The organism is Pseudomonas sp. 10B238 (genome assembly GCF_000970615.1).
In the GTDB taxonomy this organism is placed as follows: Bacteria; Pseudomonadota; Gammaproteobacteria; order Pseudomonadales; family Pseudomonadaceae; genus Stutzerimonas.
This window is the reverse complement of record NZ_KQ033933.1, coordinates 57,384-72,087: the sequence shown is the minus strand read 5'-3', so window position 1 is coordinate 72,087 and position 14,704 is coordinate 57,384. Positions and strand designations below refer to the sequence as shown.

At 60.5% G+C, this 14,704-nt stretch carries 15 protein-coding genes and 1 tRNA gene; 3 read left to right on the top strand and 13 right to left on the bottom strand.

Features of this window, described 5'->3' with window-relative positions; genetic code table 11:
• Positions 1–43: 43 nt before the first annotated feature.
• From RT21_RS11910 to rpsU, 11 genes are all read right to left on the bottom strand, one after another.
• Entirely contained in the window at positions 44–301 is a 258-nt protein-coding gene (locus tag RT21_RS11910) for an acyl carrier protein (RefSeq protein WP_045430740.1), read from the bottom strand.
• 1 nt (position 302) lies between these two features.
• Positions 303–575: a phosphopantetheine-binding protein gene (locus tag RT21_RS11905; protein WP_046162888.1), complete on the bottom strand. Its 273-nt coding sequence runs from the start codon at positions 573–575 to the stop codon at positions 303–305.
• Complete coding sequence (locus RT21_RS11900; protein ID WP_046162887.1) at positions 556–1,365, bottom strand: lysophospholipid acyltransferase family protein; 810 nt, start codon at positions 1,363–1,365, stop codon at positions 556–558. Before RT21_RS11900 ends, RT21_RS11905 begins: the two co-directional genes overlap by 20 nt.
• Complete coding sequence (locus tag RT21_RS11895) at positions 1,341–2,060, bottom strand: beta-ketoacyl synthase chain length factor (protein ID WP_046162886.1); 720 nt, start codon at positions 2,058–2,060, stop codon at positions 1,341–1,343. The genes RT21_RS11900 and RT21_RS11895 overlap by 25 nt, the downstream gene beginning before the upstream one ends.
• A gap of 322 nt (positions 2,061–2,382) precedes the next feature.
• Positions 2,383–2,817 (bottom strand): thioredoxin TrxC, encoded by a 435-nt coding sequence (gene trxC / locus RT21_RS11890; RefSeq protein ID WP_046162885.1) that lies wholly within the window; start codon positions 2,815–2,817, stop codon positions 2,383–2,385.
• 85 nt (positions 2,818–2,902) lie between these two features.
• Positions 2,903–4,180 carry a bifunctional O-acetylhomoserine aminocarboxypropyltransferase/cysteine synthase gene (locus RT21_RS11885; protein WP_046162884.1) on the bottom strand — a complete coding sequence of 426 codons (1,278 nt, stop codon included), beginning with the start codon at positions 4,178–4,180 and terminating at the stop codon, positions 2,903–2,905.
• Positions 4,181–4,272: 92 nt separating this feature from the next.
• Positions 4,273–6,063 carry an SLC13 family permease gene (locus tag RT21_RS11880; RefSeq protein ID WP_046162883.1) on the bottom strand — a complete coding sequence of 597 codons (1,791 nt, stop codon included), beginning with the start codon at positions 6,061–6,063 and terminating at the stop codon, positions 4,273–4,275.
• Between the two features lie 215 nt (positions 6,064–6,278).
• Positions 6,279–6,355, bottom strand: a tRNA-Ile gene (locus RT21_RS11875).
• Positions 6,356–6,469: 114 nt separating this feature from the next.
• A complete protein-coding gene (gene rpoD, locus RT21_RS11870; RefSeq protein ID WP_045430723.1) occupies positions 6,470–8,326 on the bottom strand; it encodes an RNA polymerase sigma factor RpoD in 1,857 nt (618 codons plus the stop codon).
• A gap of 67 nt (positions 8,327–8,393) precedes the next feature.
• Positions 8,394–10,325 (bottom strand): DNA primase, encoded by a 1,932-nt coding sequence (dnaG, locus tag RT21_RS11865; protein WP_046162882.1) that lies wholly within the window; start codon positions 10,323–10,325, stop codon positions 8,394–8,396.
• 138 nt (positions 10,326–10,463) lie between these two features.
• Positions 10,464–10,679, bottom strand: a complete 216-nt coding sequence (gene rpsU / locus RT21_RS11860; RefSeq protein ID WP_003283508.1) for a 30S ribosomal protein S21 — start codon at positions 10,677–10,679, stop codon at positions 10,464–10,466.
• A 196-nt stretch (positions 10,680–10,875) separates the two neighbouring features.
• Here rpsU and tsaD point away from each other — a divergent pair, with 196 nt between their 5' ends.
• Entirely contained in the window at positions 10,876–11,901 is a 1,026-nt protein-coding gene (gene tsaD / locus RT21_RS11855) for a tRNA (adenosine(37)-N6)-threonylcarbamoyltransferase complex transferase subunit TsaD (protein WP_046163054.1), read from the top strand.
• A gap of 11 nt (positions 11,902–11,912) precedes the next feature.
• Here the strand turns inward: tsaD and plsY are convergent, their stop codons facing one another.
• Positions 11,913–12,482, bottom strand: coding sequence for a glycerol-3-phosphate 1-O-acyltransferase PlsY (plsY, locus tag RT21_RS11850; protein WP_046163053.1), 570 nt, complete (start codon positions 12,480–12,482; stop codon positions 11,913–11,915).
• A gap of 75 nt (positions 12,483–12,557) precedes the next feature.
• Here plsY and folB point away from each other — a divergent pair, with 75 nt between their 5' ends.
• On the top strand, positions 12,558–12,911 hold the full coding sequence (gene folB, locus RT21_RS11845) for a dihydroneopterin aldolase (protein WP_046162881.1): 354 nt from the start codon (positions 12,558–12,560) through the stop codon (positions 12,909–12,911).
• Positions 12,902–13,438: a 2-amino-4-hydroxy-6-hydroxymethyldihydropteridine diphosphokinase gene (gene folK / locus RT21_RS11840; protein ID WP_046162880.1), complete on the top strand. Its 537-nt coding sequence runs from the start codon at positions 12,902–12,904 to the stop codon at positions 13,436–13,438. The genes folB and folK overlap by 10 nt, the downstream gene beginning before the upstream one ends.
• Before the next feature lie 53 nt (positions 13,439–13,491).
• Here folK and RT21_RS11835 read toward each other — a convergent pair whose 3' ends face one another.
• Positions 13,492–14,703, bottom strand: a complete 1,212-nt coding sequence (locus RT21_RS11835) for a multifunctional CCA addition/repair protein (RefSeq protein WP_046162879.1) — start codon at positions 14,701–14,703, stop codon at positions 13,492–13,494.
• Between the last annotated feature and the right edge of the window lies 1 nt (position 14,704).

The window sequence follows — 14,704 nt, the reverse complement described above, 5'->3', positions numbered from 1 at the left end:
CTCTGGGCTCACCGGACAATGCTTGGTTGGTTGATCGGGTGGGTCAGGCCGGTTGCGGGTTCACCAGCCGATACACCGCCTCGACGACATCGCCCACGGTTCGTACCGACTTGAATTCCTCTGCAGCAATCTTCTTGCCTGTCTGGCGCTTGATGTGATCGATCAGGTCGACGGCGTCGATGCTATCAATTTCAAGATCCTGGTATAGGTTGGCTTCCAGGCTGATTCGCTCGGGTTCGAGTTCAAACAGCTCGACCAGCGCATCGCGTAGGGTCTGGAAGATTTCGTTGCGGCTTTCCATTTCAAGCCTCCTCGGTGACGGCGAGGTTGGCGCTGACGTAGGCGGTCAGGCTATCGACACTGGCGAAATGCTTGCGGGTGTCCTTCGCATCGGCGTCGATCTTGATGCCGAAGCGCTTCTGGATCGCCAGACCCAGCTCCAGCGCATCGACCGAATCCAGCCCGAGCCCTTCGCCAAACAGCGGCTGGTCAGCCGCGATGTCGTCCGGGCCGAGGTCTTCCAGACCCAGGGCGTCGATGATCAGTTGCTTGATTTCAAGCTGCAGTTGGCTCATCGAGTGCGAGCTCCTTTATGAAGTGTCGATGCAGATGATCGTTGAGTTGCCGAGAGGCAATGGGTGCTGCGCCACGCGAAGCGAACATCTGCGGGTCGATATCCTCACCGACGCGCAGATGAACATGAAAACGTCTTGCCGGAATCCGATACCAGGGCTCGGCTTTGGTCAGGGTGGTGGGCGTTACGGTGATCACGACCGGTGTGACCAGCCGTGCGCCACGAAGCGCGATAGCCGCCGCGCCCCGATGAAACTGCGGCGCCTGGCCCGGCGTGGTGCGCGTGCCTTCGGGAAAGATGATCAGCGTCTGGCCTTGCCTCAGCGCATCGGCTGCGTCGTCGAGCATCTCCGCGCTGCCGTTGTTGCTGATGTACTGAGCCGCACGTATCGGCCCGCGAGTGAAGGGGTTGTCCCACAGACTCTGCTTGACCACACAGTTGGCGTCACGGATCAGTGCGATCAGCACCACCACGTCGATCAGCGAAGGATGGTTGGCGATCACCAGCTGCCCAGGTCGGCCGAGCCGTTCGGCACCCTCGACTTCATAGGTCAGTACGCCGCTGCGGTACATGAACTGGACGAACAGCCAGAACAGCCGGCTCACGGTCTGCCGCGCCCGACTGCGGCGTTCGATCGTGTCGTCTCGCAGCAGACCCAGCACAGGGAAAACGATCATTCGCAGGCAGAGCCCGCCGAGACCGAACAGGGCAAACGACAGCCCGGTCGCGACCAGGCGCCACAGCCAAGGCGCGCTGTATCGGCGGTTCAACAGGTTTGCTGCCAGTTCCATTGGCGGCTCTCCCAGGTGTTTTGAAAGGTTGGTTGGTCCTTGAGCAGTGCGTGGACCAGTTTGATCGCATGCGGGTGCGATGCCTGCCTAGCGGCTGGCTCGGCTGTTTCGAGGCTCAATTGCCAGGTCTTACCCGGCTTCAGCAACAGCGCCACGGCATAAGGAAAGCTGACGTCGTTGATCCAGGGCGCATAGACCGCAGGGGGCTGATCTTCCGCGACCACCACCAGGACTTCGGGAGCGCCTTCGCCGAGCAACAAGGCTGCTTCGAGTACGGCATGCTCCAATCCGTCACCTTCAGCTGCGAGCGCCGTCATCTCGCTGGTGTCCTGCTGCTGGATAGACCAGAGACCGATTATCGCGTTGTGCACCGACAGGCTGAACTGGGTAGGGGAAGGTGGCTCGTCGCTCGCCAGGTCATTGAGGATGGCGAAAGTGCGCGTGGTCTCGCCGTGACGGGAGGCATAGACCAGCGGCATTGGCGCCCGGTTGGCCGCCAGCGGAGTGGCCACGGCGAACACCATGCGCGCCAGGCGACTCAGGCGGCGGCGCTGCATGGCCGGCAGGAAGCTGACGTCCGGTTGTGCGTCACTGCTTTCGAGCTCGCACGGATCCCCGGCCCAATTGGCCCAGTCATCAGTGCTCGCCAGGCCTGGAGCCCAAGCCTGCCATTGATCGATTTCGAATTGAATCACGCTGAACTCACCGGCTCATCCTCGAGCCTTTGTTATTGGCGTGTCGACGTCCTTGTACAGCGACTATCGGTAAATGTCTGCCGTGAAAACGGCGGCATTATCCAATCGCGGTCGAGCCTAGGCAAACGTTGCGTGAAATATCCGGATAAAAGGCAGGCCTAATGCACGGAACTGCGGGGACAGTCGGTGGTCTTTTCTAGGTTTGCCAAAAAGCCCGATCGCCAAGGCTGCGCGTGCCGTGACGATGCCGGCGTCGAGCCGCTTGGCTACCAGACCTTCTTCCGCCTCCTCAGAAGCCGAGCAGACTACTGCGTGGCGCCTGTCATACCCCGTGCTGTTGGAGCCAGGCCAGTAGCTGCGGCAATGGCATCGCACCGCTCTGGCGCGCCACTTCCTTGCCTTGCTTGAAGAGGATCAAACTGGGAATCGAACGAATGCCGAGCTGGCTAGACAGTTGCGGACTGGCCTCGCTGTCCAGTTTGGCCAATCGGCAACGGCCCTGCAGCTGGGCGGCCGCCTGGGCGAAGGTTGGGGCGAAACTGCGGCACGGGCCGCACCAGCTGGCCCAGACATCCACCAGCAGCGGCAAATCACCCTTTATCTGGTTGGCGAACTGATTCTGCTGCAGCTCGAACGGCGTGTTCGGCAAGGCTTCTTCCTTGCAACGTCCACAGCGCGGCGCGTCGTGCAGCCGGTCGGCGGGGATGCGGTTGAGGCTGGCGCAATGTGCGCAGGGGATGATCAGCGAGTCGGTCATGGCGAGGCTCCACAGCGGTCTGTCGCAGTAATGTGGAGCCTCGCTGGCCGATATCAAGCGTCGCGGGCAAAGCGGTCTTGCGAAATCAGCCTTTGGCCGCGTCCAGGGCCTGGGTCAGGTCGGCCAGAATGTCATCGATGTGCTCGATGCCAATCGACAGCCGGATCAGATCCTGGGAAACGCCTGCCCTGGCCAGTTCTTCGGCGTTCAGCTGGCGATGCGTGGTGCTGGCGGGATGACAGGCCAGCGACTTGGCGTCGCCGATGTTGACCAGCCGCACGATCAGATTGAGCGCATCGATGAAGCGCGCGCCGGCCTCTATGCCCCCTTCGATGCCGAAGCAGAGGATCGACGCCGGCGTGCCGCTCATATAACGGCGCGCCAATTCATGCTCCGGATGATCGGCCAGGCCGGCATATTTCACCCACGCCACCTGCGGGTGTGCCTGCAGGTATTCGGCAACCTTCAAGGCGTTCTCGCAATGCCGCTCCATGCGCAGCGCCAGCGTTTCGAGCCCCTGCAGGATCAGGAACGAATTGAACGGCGAAATCGCCGCGCCCATGTTGCGCAGCGGCACCACGCGGCAGCGGCCGATGAAAGCGGCGGGGCCGAACGCCTCGGTGTAGGTGACGCCGTGATAGGACACGTCAGGCGTGTTGAGCAGCGCGAAGCGCTCCTTATGCTGTGCCCAGGGAAACTTCCCTGAGTCGACGACGATGCCGCCAATGCTGGTGCCATGGCCGCCCATGTACTTGGTCAGCGAATGCACGACGATATCCGCGCCATGCTCAAAGGGGCGGCACAGCATCGGTGTAGCGACGGTGTTATCGACGATCAACGGTACGCCGTGGCGGTGTGCGGCGTCTGCCAGCGCGGCGAGGTCAATGACATTGCCGGCTGGGTTGCCGATCGATTCGCAGAACACCGCCTTGGTGCGCTCGTCGATCAGCGACTCCAGCGCAGCGATATCGTCGTGGGCAGCGAAGCGCACCTCGATTCCCTGGCGCGGCAGGGTATGGGCAAACAGATTGAAGGTGCCGCCATAGAGTTTAGCGACCGAAACGATATTGTCGCCAACTTCGGCAATGGTCTGAATGGCATAGGTGATCGCCGCCATTCCCGAGGCCACAGCCAATGCCGCCACACCGCCTTCCAGTGCCGCGACGCGCTGTTCGAGCACGTCGGTGGTGGGATTCATGATGCGTGTATAGATGTTGCCCGGCACCTTCAGGTCGAACAGGTCCGCGCCGTGCTGGGTATCGTCAAACGCGTAGGAGGTGGTCTGGTAAATCGGTACAGCCACTGCGCGGGTGGTTGGGTCTGGGCTGTAGCCGGCATGGACGGCGAGGGTTTCCAGCTTCATGACGCGCTCCTTGTTCTTGTTCATCGGGGCAAAGGCCCGAGAGCATGAAACTGAACGCCGATGCGGTCAATGATCCAGGGCAAGCACCGTTATCAAAGCGGTGTGAGCGGCCAGAACAACGGGATGACCAGCGTTGCGACGACCCACAGCAACAGATTCAGCGGGATTCCCACCTTGAGGAAATCAGCGAAGCGATAGCCACCGGCGTTATAGACAAATGTGTTGGTCTGGTAACCGATCGGCGTGGCGAAGCTAGCGCTGGCAGCGAACATCACCGCGACGACAAACGCACGCGGATCGATACCGAGCTGCTGGGCGAGGCCGATGGCGATTGGTGTGACCAGCACGGCGACGGCATTGTTAGAGAGGATCTCAGTAAGCACTGAGGTGAACAGATAGATGAACCCGAGCATGAATAGCGGGCCGGCCCAAGGCGTCAGGTCGACCACGCTGGAAACAATCAGCCCGACCAGCCCTACCTTGTTCATCGCTACGCTGATGGCGAGCATGCCGAAGATCAGGCTGAGGATCTTCCAATCGACCGCCTTGTAGGCGTCCTCCACGTCCAGGCAGCGGGTCGCCAGAACCGCCGCGGCACCGATGATCGCCAGGCCTTCGATCGGCATCACACCGAACGCTGCCAGCAGCATCACCATCAGCGTCGTGCCAATGGCGATGGGCGCCTTGTCTCGTCGAAAAGCGCGCTCCTGTACGGCGTTGAGACTGATCAGCTCGCCGTTGTCGGCGAAACGCTTGATCTGCGCCGGTGTGCCCTCGACCAGCATCACATCGCCGAACTGCAGTTGGAAATCGTCGAGGTTGCCCTGGATGTTTTCGTCCTGCCGGTGCACGGCCAGCACATTGATCCCGTAGCGGGCGCTGAGGTCGAGGTCGCGCATCGGTCGGTGGCTGTAACGCGAGTTGCGCCCGACAATGGCTTCAGCGAGCACTTCATCCTCGCTGCTGAGGGTCTCGAAGGCATCGCTGCGGTTGAAGCTCAGATGACCGCTGCCGCGTAGCTCAACTACATCCTTGACCTGGCCGTGGATGACCAACACATCGCCGGCCAGCAAGCTGAAATCCTGTTCCGGTCGGCTGTGCAAATGAACCCCGCGGTTCACCTGCAGCACCTGCAGTCCGCTGCCACCGTTGAGGTTGGCCTCGGCAATGCTCTTGCCGACCACGGGCGAGCCTTGAGGAACCCGCAATTCGCTCATGAAGGTGCGATCGAGCCTAGGCCCGAGAAGCTTGGAGAGAGTGTCGCGCTCCGGCAGCAGCCGCTTGCCGATGGTCAGCATATACAGCATGCCGGCCGCGGCGAGCACCAGCGCAGCGCCGGTGATTTCGAACATGCCGAATGGCGCGAGGCCCGCCTTGCGCGCCACACCGTCGACCAGGATGTTAGTCGAGGTGCCGATCATCGTCAGCGTGCCGCCAAGGATGGTGGCGTAGGACAGCGGAATCAACAGCTTAGAAGGTGTGGTGCCGGCCCGCGTAGCCAGCGAAATCGCCACCGGTGTCAGAATCGCTACCACGGGCGTGTTGTTGAGAAAGGCCGAAATGACCAGCGCAGTAATCGTCAGCCCGCCGAGCACGCGGGTCGGGCTGGTGCCGACCAGTCCACCCAGCCAGTTACCCAACGCATCGATGCAGCCGGTGCGCTCCAGTGCGGCGGATATCACGAACATGCAGGCAATGGTGACGGGTGCAGAGTTGGACAATACTCCGAGCACTTCCGATGGGGTCAGCAACTGGCTGGCGATCAACACTGCCACCGCAATCGCCACGACGATGTCCGGACTCCAGGTCTCCCGCACGAAAGACACCAGCACCCAGACCAGCAAGGCGCAGACGAAAAGCAGCGGCATCGAATCGGAGGGCATGAGCGTCCTTAACGTGGCGTAACGACCGACCGCAGACAACGGCCCCGCGCGCACGATAGGGTCGAGCACTTAGAGAGTCTAGGAACGTTTATTCCGGTTTATATGCGTTTTGGGTATTAGCACGATTAATAGAGCTCAGGTCGCGTGGCGCGAGGCGTTGCAACAAGAAAGGTCGGAGGCAAACGAAAAAGCCGCGCAATGCGCGGCTTTAAAGGTGGTGGGCCCACACGGACTCGAACCGTGGACCAAAGGATTATGAGTCCTCTGCTCTAACCAACTGAGCTATAGGCCCTCAGAGGCCGGCGGATTATACCGGTGGTGTTGCGCGTGCGCCAAGGGAAGCGAACGTACGTGGTTTTTTTTCGGGCTGAAAGCAAAACCCCCGGCGCGGGCCGGGGGTTCTGTTTTACTCGTCGAGGAAGGAGCGCAGGTGCTCGCTTCTCGTCGGGTGGCGCAGCTTGCGCAGCGCCTTGGCTTCTATCTGACGAATCCGCTCGCGGGTGACATCGAACTGTTTGCCGACTTCCTCTAGGGTGTGGTCGGTATTCATGTCGATGCCGAAACGCATGCGCAGTACTTTGGCTTCCCGTGCGGTGAGGCCGGAGAGGACTTCGCGAGTGGCTTCCTTGAGGCTCTCCACCGTCGCCACGTCGATTGGCGATTGCATGGAGGAGTCTTCAATGAAGTCGCCCAGGTGCGAATCTTCGTCATCACCGATCGGGGTTTCCATGGAGATCGGCTCTTTGGCGATCTTCAGTACCTTGCGGATCTTGTCCTCGGGCATTTCCATGCGCTCGCCAAGCTCTTCAGGCGTGGGTTCGCGGCCCATTTCCTGCAGCATCTGACGAGAGATGCGGTTGAGCTTGTTGATCGTCTCGATCATGTGGACCGGGATACGGATGGTCCGCGCCTGGTCGGCAATGGAGCGAGTGATCGCCTGGCGTATCCACCAGGTAGCGTAGGTCGAGAACTTGTAGCCGCGACGGTATTCGAACTTGTCCACCGCTTTCATCAGACCGATGTTGCCTTCCTGAATCAGGTCGAGGAATTGCAAGCCGCGGTTGGTGTACTTTTTGGCGATGGAGATAACCAGACGCAGGTTGGCCTCGACCATCTCCTTCTTGGCCCGGCGAGCCTTGGCTTCACCGATCGACATGCGACGGTTGATGTCCTTGATGTCAGCGATAGCCAATATGCATTCTTCTTCCAGCGCGAGCAGCTTCTGCTGGCAGCGTTGGATGTCTTCCTTGCGTGCGGCGATGGCTTCGGCGTATTTGCTTTTGCCATTGGCCAGCTTTTCTGCCCAATCAAGGTCTGTTTCGTTGTTAGGAAACTGACGCAGGAAATCGGCGCGGGGCATACGTGCGTCTCGCACGCAGATTTGCATTATGGCGCGTTCTTGGGCACGGACCTGGCTCAAAGCATCACGTACGCGATCGACCAGCGCATCGTACTGCTTAGGGATGAGCTTGATCGGCATGAACAGCGTGGCGAGTTCCTGCAGGGCATCGGTCGCCTGCTGGCTACCGCGGCCATGCTTCTTCAAGGCCTTCTTGGCGACGTCCAATTGCTCGGCGACGGCGCCGAAGCGAACGCGAGCAACTTCCGGATCCGGACCGCCATCGCCTTCTTCTTCATCGCTGTCGGAATCGTCCTCTTCCTCGTCGTCCTTGTCGTCACCGGCCGGCTTTGCTGCTGCCTGCGGTGCGACGGGCTCGACTTCTGCCTGAGGGCCGGCCGCGCCGTCATCGTCAGGGTCGATATAGCCGCTGAGAATGTCGGAGAGACGCCCACCCTCGGTGGTGACGCGATCATAATCGGCGAGGATGCTGTCGACGGTACCCGGGAAATGGGCAATGGCACTCATCACCTCGCGAATGCCTTCCTCTATGCGTTTAGCGATTTCAATCTCGCCTTCGCGGGTCAGCAGTTCGACAGTACCCATTTCACGCATGTACATGCGCACGGGATCGGTGGTGCGGCCAATGTCGGTTTCGACAGCGGCAAGTGCCGCCGCGGCCTCTTCGGCTGCGGCTTCATCGGTATCGGCTTCGGCCAGCAACAGGGCATCAGCATCCGGGGCAACCTCGAATACATTGATACCCATGTCGTTGATCATGCGAATGATGTCTTCCACCTGTTCCGGATCGGAAATATCCTCCGGTAGGTGGTCATTGACCTCGGCGTAAGTCAGGTAACCCTGCTCACGGCCACGCTGGATCAATTCTTTGAGACGGGACTGCTGTTGCGCTTTTCCGGACATATAACCCTATCCACTGACGGTTCTGGCGGGCTGAAAACAAGCTGAGCATTATAGCCGAGCAAGGACCTCACGCGCCAGTTGAGGTCGATATAGCGGGTGTTGAGTTGCGATTTAGCAGGCTGCGCAGCTGCTCTTTCTCCTCTGCGCTGAGTTCACCCTGGCGAGCTTTGCGCAGCAGCGTTTCAAGGCTGCGGTCGCGTTGTCTGGCAGCAAGGCTTGTTATGGTGTCGAAAAACTGTTGTTCAAGGTTATCGGCCGAGATTAGCCATTCTTTCTCGGCAAGTGCGCGCAAAAGGCGCCCTTGGTCGGTTCCATGCCAGCGTGCAATCAATTGCAGGCTGCGCAGTTTGGGGTTCTTTTGCAGCGTTCCCAGCAGGGCGACAAGCAGTTGTGCGTAAGTGTCGTCTTCCGCCGCGAAGTGGCTGGCATCTTCGACCTTCTGCGCAAGCTCAGGATGGTGTAGGAGCGTACGAAGTGTGGTCAGGGCCGGTGGTTCTACTGTGGCGGGCGTTCTCGGTGCGCGTGGTTTTTTAAAGTCTGGACGCTGGCCGGGCTTTTTCCAGTCTTTTTTCCACTCTTTCTTGCCGCCGGTCTTCGGCTGGGTGGTGGCCGGCGGTGCGTAGTAGTCGCCTTCGTCGTGCGCCGCGGTGTCGTAATACACGCTGTCGTCATATTCCAGCGCGGGGTTCGGCGATGCTGAACTCATCTGCTGAAGCGCTTCGCTGTGCAGGCCGGTGATTTCCCCGAGGCGCTGTCGCATCAGTGCGCGCAGGTTGTTGCCGGGGATTTTTTCGATGAGCGGTGCTGCAAGAGTCGCCAGGTGGGCCTTGCCTTCCAGTGAGCGTGGGTCTGCTTCTTCACTAAGCTGCTGGAAGAAGTAATCGGCCAACGGTTGCGCCTGTTGCTGGATTCGGGCTCTGAAGGCATCGGTACCTTCGCTGCGTACCAAACTGTCCGGGTCTTCGCCTTCCGGCAGGAACAGAAAACGTGCGCGGCGGCCATCCTGCAGGTTTGGCAGCGCCGACTCCAGAGCGCGCCAGGCAGCCTTGCGACCGGCTGCGTCACCATCGAAACAGAACAGCACGCTGGGCACGATGCGGAACAGGCGCTTGAGGTGTTCGTCACTGGTCGCGGTGCCCAGTGTCGCGACGGCATTCCGTAGCCCTTGCTGTGCGAGTGCAATGACGTCCATGTAGCCTTCAACGACCATGATTTCATCCAGGTCGCGGTTGGCCTTGCGTGCCTCGTAGAGCCCGTAAAGTTCCTGGCCTTTATGAAAGACAGGTGTTTCCGGCGAATTCAAATATTTTGGCTTGTCATCGCCCAGCACGCGTCCACCGAAAGCAATGACGCGCCCTCGGCTGTCGCGAATCGGAAACATCACCCGGTCGCGGAAACGGTCGTAGCTCCGGCCGGTTTCAGCGTTTTCGATTAACAGTCCGGCGTCGATCATGGCCTTCTGCTGAAGGGCATCGCCACCCAGGTGCTTCATCAGGTTGTCCCAGCCGGGCGGGGCAAAGCCGAGGCCGAAATCCCTAGCGATGACACCTGACAAGCCTCGCCCTTTCAGGTACTCCACCGCGGCCTTGCGCGCCGGGTGACCCTTGAGGGACTGTCGATAGTAATCGGCGGCGGATTCGAGCAAGGGGTAGAGCGGCGAGTCCACGGGCTGACGTGGTTTGCGCCCCGGTCCGCTTTCTTCGCGCGGCACTTCCATGCCGGCGCGCTTGGCTAGCTCCTCGACTGCCTGGGGAAATTCCAAGCTGTCGTGATCCATGATGAAGCCGAGCGCGTTGCCGCCAGCGCCGCAACCAAAGCAATAGTAGAACTGCTTATCCGGGCTGACGCTGAATGAGGGGGTCTTTTCCTTGTGAAACGGGCAGCAGGCGGTGTAGTTCTTGCCCGCTTTTTTCAGTTGGATGCGCGAACTTACCACCTCGACGATGTCGGAGCGGTTGAGTAGGTCATCAATGAATGATTGCGGGATCAAGCCGGCCATAGGGGTATGAGAATACGCTCGCAGTGTTCAGGCCGGAATGAAAAAAACTCCGGCCTTTCGCCGGCTGGCGAAGCGGAGTCTCCTTCAAATGCAAAGCCCGGCATTGGCCGGGCTTGATGCAGCGTCAGCAGTACTGGATCAGTACAGGCGAACGCTACGGCGCTGTTCGCGCTGCACTTTCTTAGCGTGACGCTTGACTGCGGCAGCAGCTTTACGCTTGCGCTCAGCAGTAGGCTTCTCGTAGAACTCACGGCTGCGGACTTCGGCCAGAACACCGGCCTTTTCGCAAGAACGCTTGAAGCGACGCAGAGCTACGTCGAATGGTTCGTTCTCTTTAACTTTAACGTTGGGCATCCAGGACGTACCTTCACTTGTTTACCGGTTACAACGCGCTTCGGCAAATATCGCGAGCACGCTGGTTTTAAGGGTTGCGGATGTTAACGCCTTGCCGCGTGGAATGCAAAGCCCCTTATCGAAAAGCGCTGGTCGGTCGCTGGCACCGGCGATTAATATGCGCGGCTTCATTCGCTTCTTAGGAAAGGTCGTGCCCATGCTGGTTCTGGGGCTGGAAACTTCATGTGACGAGACCGGTGTCGCACTGTATGACAGCGAACACGGCCTGTTGGCCGACGCGCTGTTCAGTCAGATCGATCTGCACCGCGTCTATGGAGGCGTGGTGCCAGAGTTGGCGTCGCGTGATCATGTCAAGCGGATGCTGCCGCTGATTCGTCAGGTGCTCGAAGAGGCCGGCCGCGAATCCAGCCAGATCGACGCGGTGGCGTATACGGCCGGCCCCGGCCTGGTGGGCGCGCTACTGGTTGGCGCTTCTTGCGCACAGGCGATGGCGCTTGCCTGGGGTGTGCCGGCAATCGGCGTGCACCATATGGAAGGACATCTGCTGGCGCCGATGCTTGAAGAGCAACCGCCGGCGTTTCCCTTCGTCGCGTTGCTGGTTTCCGGTGGGCATACCCAATTGGTTCGAGTAGATGGCATTGGACGCTATGAACTGCTGGGCGAGTCGGTGGACGACGCCGCTGGCGAGGCGTTCGACAAGACGGCCAAACTGATGGGGCTGCGCTATCCGGGCGGTCCGGAAATCGCAGCGCTTGCCGAGCGCGGCACGCCGGGTCGGTTCACTTTTCCCCGACCAATGACAGATCGGCCCGGGCTGGATTTCAGTTTCAGCGGCCTCAAGACATCCACCCTGACGACTTGGCAGCAACGTCAGAGCACCGGCGACGACGGTGAGCAGACCCGCTGTGATATCGCGCTGGCTTTTCAGCAAGCCGTTGTCGATACGCTGACCATCAAATGTCGACGTGCTCTGCTGCAGACGGGGTTGAATAGTCTGGTCATCGCCGGTGGTGTGAGCGCCAATACGGCATTGCGCCAGAGCCTGGAGACGATGCTCGCCGAGCTGAAGGGGCGGGTGTTCTATGCCCGTCCGCGTTTCTGTACCGACAATGGGGCGATGATTGCCTACGCCGGCTGCCAGCGTTTGCTGGCGGGTCAGCAGGATGGTCCCGAGATATCGGTACAGGCGCGCTGGCCAATGGAAACGCTTCCGGCAATTTGACGCCGGTTAGCTTAAAAATGTCGCTCTCTGCCTTTAGACAGGTCGCGCAGGTTGTTACGGTGACGCCAGGCGATGAGCGCGGCCAACAATGCCATAGGCCAGAGCGCCGTAGGTTGCATCCAGGCAAGAAGGGGCAGGCAGAGCGGTAGTGCGACCAGTGCGGCCAGTGAACTGGTGCGTGACAACGTGAAAACAGCCAGCCAGATGAGCAGCGCCAGCAATGCCGTTGCGGGATGCAGGCCAAGCAAGACGCCAGCGGCGGTGGCCACGCCTTTGCCCCCACGAAAGCGGAAGTACAGCGGATATGAGTGGCCCAATACTGCGGCAAGGCCGATCCAGGCTTGTTGCTCGATCGTCAGGCCCAGTGCGGCGGCAAGCAGCACCGGCAGTAGGCCTTTGAGCAAATCACCGAACAGGGTGCTGATGGCCAGGCCTCTGCCGGCCAGTCGCAGCATATTGGTGGCGCCGGGATTGCCGGAACCGCCGGCGCGTGGATCGGGTGCGCCGGTCAGGCGACTGAGTAGAATGGCGAATGAAAGCGAGCCGGTCAGATAGGCGAGCAGTGCTAATTGCCAGAACATGGCATTCATCCGGGGCAAGGAGCTCCTGAGTCTAACGGCCTGTCATGAAGTTGTCGTGCCGAGGGAGAACGTTGCGTGGATACAGTTTTCATCGAAGGGCTGGAAGTGGATACGCTGATCGGCGCCTATGAGTGGGAGCGCGGCATTCGACAATGCTTGCGGCTGGATCTGACCCTCGGCTGGGACATCCGTCCCGCCGCCCAGAACGACGAACTGGATAAAGCGTTGGACTACGCCGAAGTGACTGCCTCCATTGATCGTTTCGCTCAAACGTCACGCTTCGAGCTGGTAGAAACCTTTGCCGAACGCCTGGCTGCTTCCCTGATGAGTGAGTTCGGCATTCCATGGTTGCGGCTACGGGTGACCAAACCGGGCGTCAACCCGCGCGCAAAAGCGTTGGGTGTGGAGATCGAACGCGGATGCCTCTGACTCGCGTACTGCTGGGGCTCGGCAGCAATAACCGCCGTGAGCGGAATCTGGCTGCCGGTCTCGATGCGCTGGAAAAGCTGCTCGGAGACATGCGCTGTTCACCCGTTTTTGAAAGCCTTGCGGTGGGCTACAAGGGTGACCATTTCTACAACCTCGTGGTGTCCGGTAGCACCGAGTTGCCGTTGATGGAGCTGGACCGACGGCTCAAGTTCATCGAAGCGGATAACGGACGCTACGCGCCGGATCGCAAAGGTCTACCGCTGGATATCGATGTGCTGATGTATGGCGATCTGCAGGGCAATTTTCATGGATTGCAACTGCCGCGGCCGGAGACGCTGAAAAACGCTTTCGTGCTCTGGCCACTGGCATTGCTTTCGCCGGAGGTGATGCATCCCGAAGCCGGGCGGTGCTTCGCTGAATTGTGGCGGGAATCGGTCATCGAGCAGCAGCTGTGGCCGGTGCGTTTTCAGTGGAAAGGCGAGGAGTTGACGCCAGCGTCGTTGTTGTCCGCCGCGGACCCGCGCTGACGTCGCCTTGCGAGGAGCGCGGGTTCCTCGCGTCGCAACACGACAAGCGCTGATCAGTTGGCGTTGCCTTGATGGAGGCGTTGATATTGGTGGACAGCCTCCAGCCGTTCGCGTTTGAGTGCCTCTCCTAGTTCTGCGCCCTTGTGACCCTGTTCAATGAGTGGCTTCACCTGTACCGCGCAGGCATGCTCGGCGGCTCCGCGCAGGTATTCGGCCTGCGGATAGGCGTGCCCCTCGTGACCGCTCTGCGCGTCCATAGCGCAGCAGGCGACGAACTGCTCGAAGCGTTCCGGGCGGCGGTAAATGTCGAAATGCTGCAGCAACTCGAACAACGTCTGCGCCGGCAGTGACATGGCCTGATGGCCGAGCGAGTAGAATTCGCCGACCAGTCTGGCCAACTCCTGGCAGTCCCGCGGCACTTTGTAACGCGTGCTGACGATGTCAATTGGCGATGTTTTGGCTGTTTCCGAACTCGGCGCATCGAGGTCAGCTGTCTGTCCCAGCGGCATCAGTAGACAGGCCCAACGCACTGTTAGGGGCTGAGCATGAGCGGCGCATCTGTGTAGCACCTCGAGTGTGTGTTTGCCGGCCTGGGTACCATCCTCGAGCGGTAACGTCTCGTCGAATAGCCGGTCGATTTCCGGAAACAGCTCCTTCAAGGCGCCGCAGTCGCGTAAGACTTGTATGAAGACGTCAGGGCGAGGCTCCATCAGCGCGCGGGCGATTTCCTTCCAGCTGCGTTCCGGTGTCAGGGCCAGTAGCTCACCCGATTCCGCGAGCTGGCGCATCAGTACCTGGGTTTCAGGCGCCACGCCAAAGCCGAGCTCGGCATAACGCGCGGCAAAGCGCGCCACGCGCAACACCCTTAAAGGATCTTCGGCGAAGGCGGGGGATACGTGCCTGAGCTGGCGAGCGGCGAGGTCGGCCTGGCCGCCGTAGGGATCGATCAGCTGGCCCTGCTCATCCTCGGCCATGGCGTTGATGGTCAGATCGCGGCGGATCAGGTCTTCTTCGAGAGTCACTTCGGGGCTGGCATAGAAGGTGAACCCGCCGTAACCGCGACCGCTTTTGCGCTCGGTGCGGGCCAGTGCGTATTCCTCGCCAGTGACCGGATGGAGGAACACAGGGAAATCTGCGCCCACCGGGCGAAAACCTTTGGCCTGCATCTCTTCGGCACTGGAGCCGACGACCACCCAGTCCACCTCGGTCACAGGGCGCCCCAGCAACCGGTCACGTACCGCTCCGCCGACTTTATAGATTCGCATG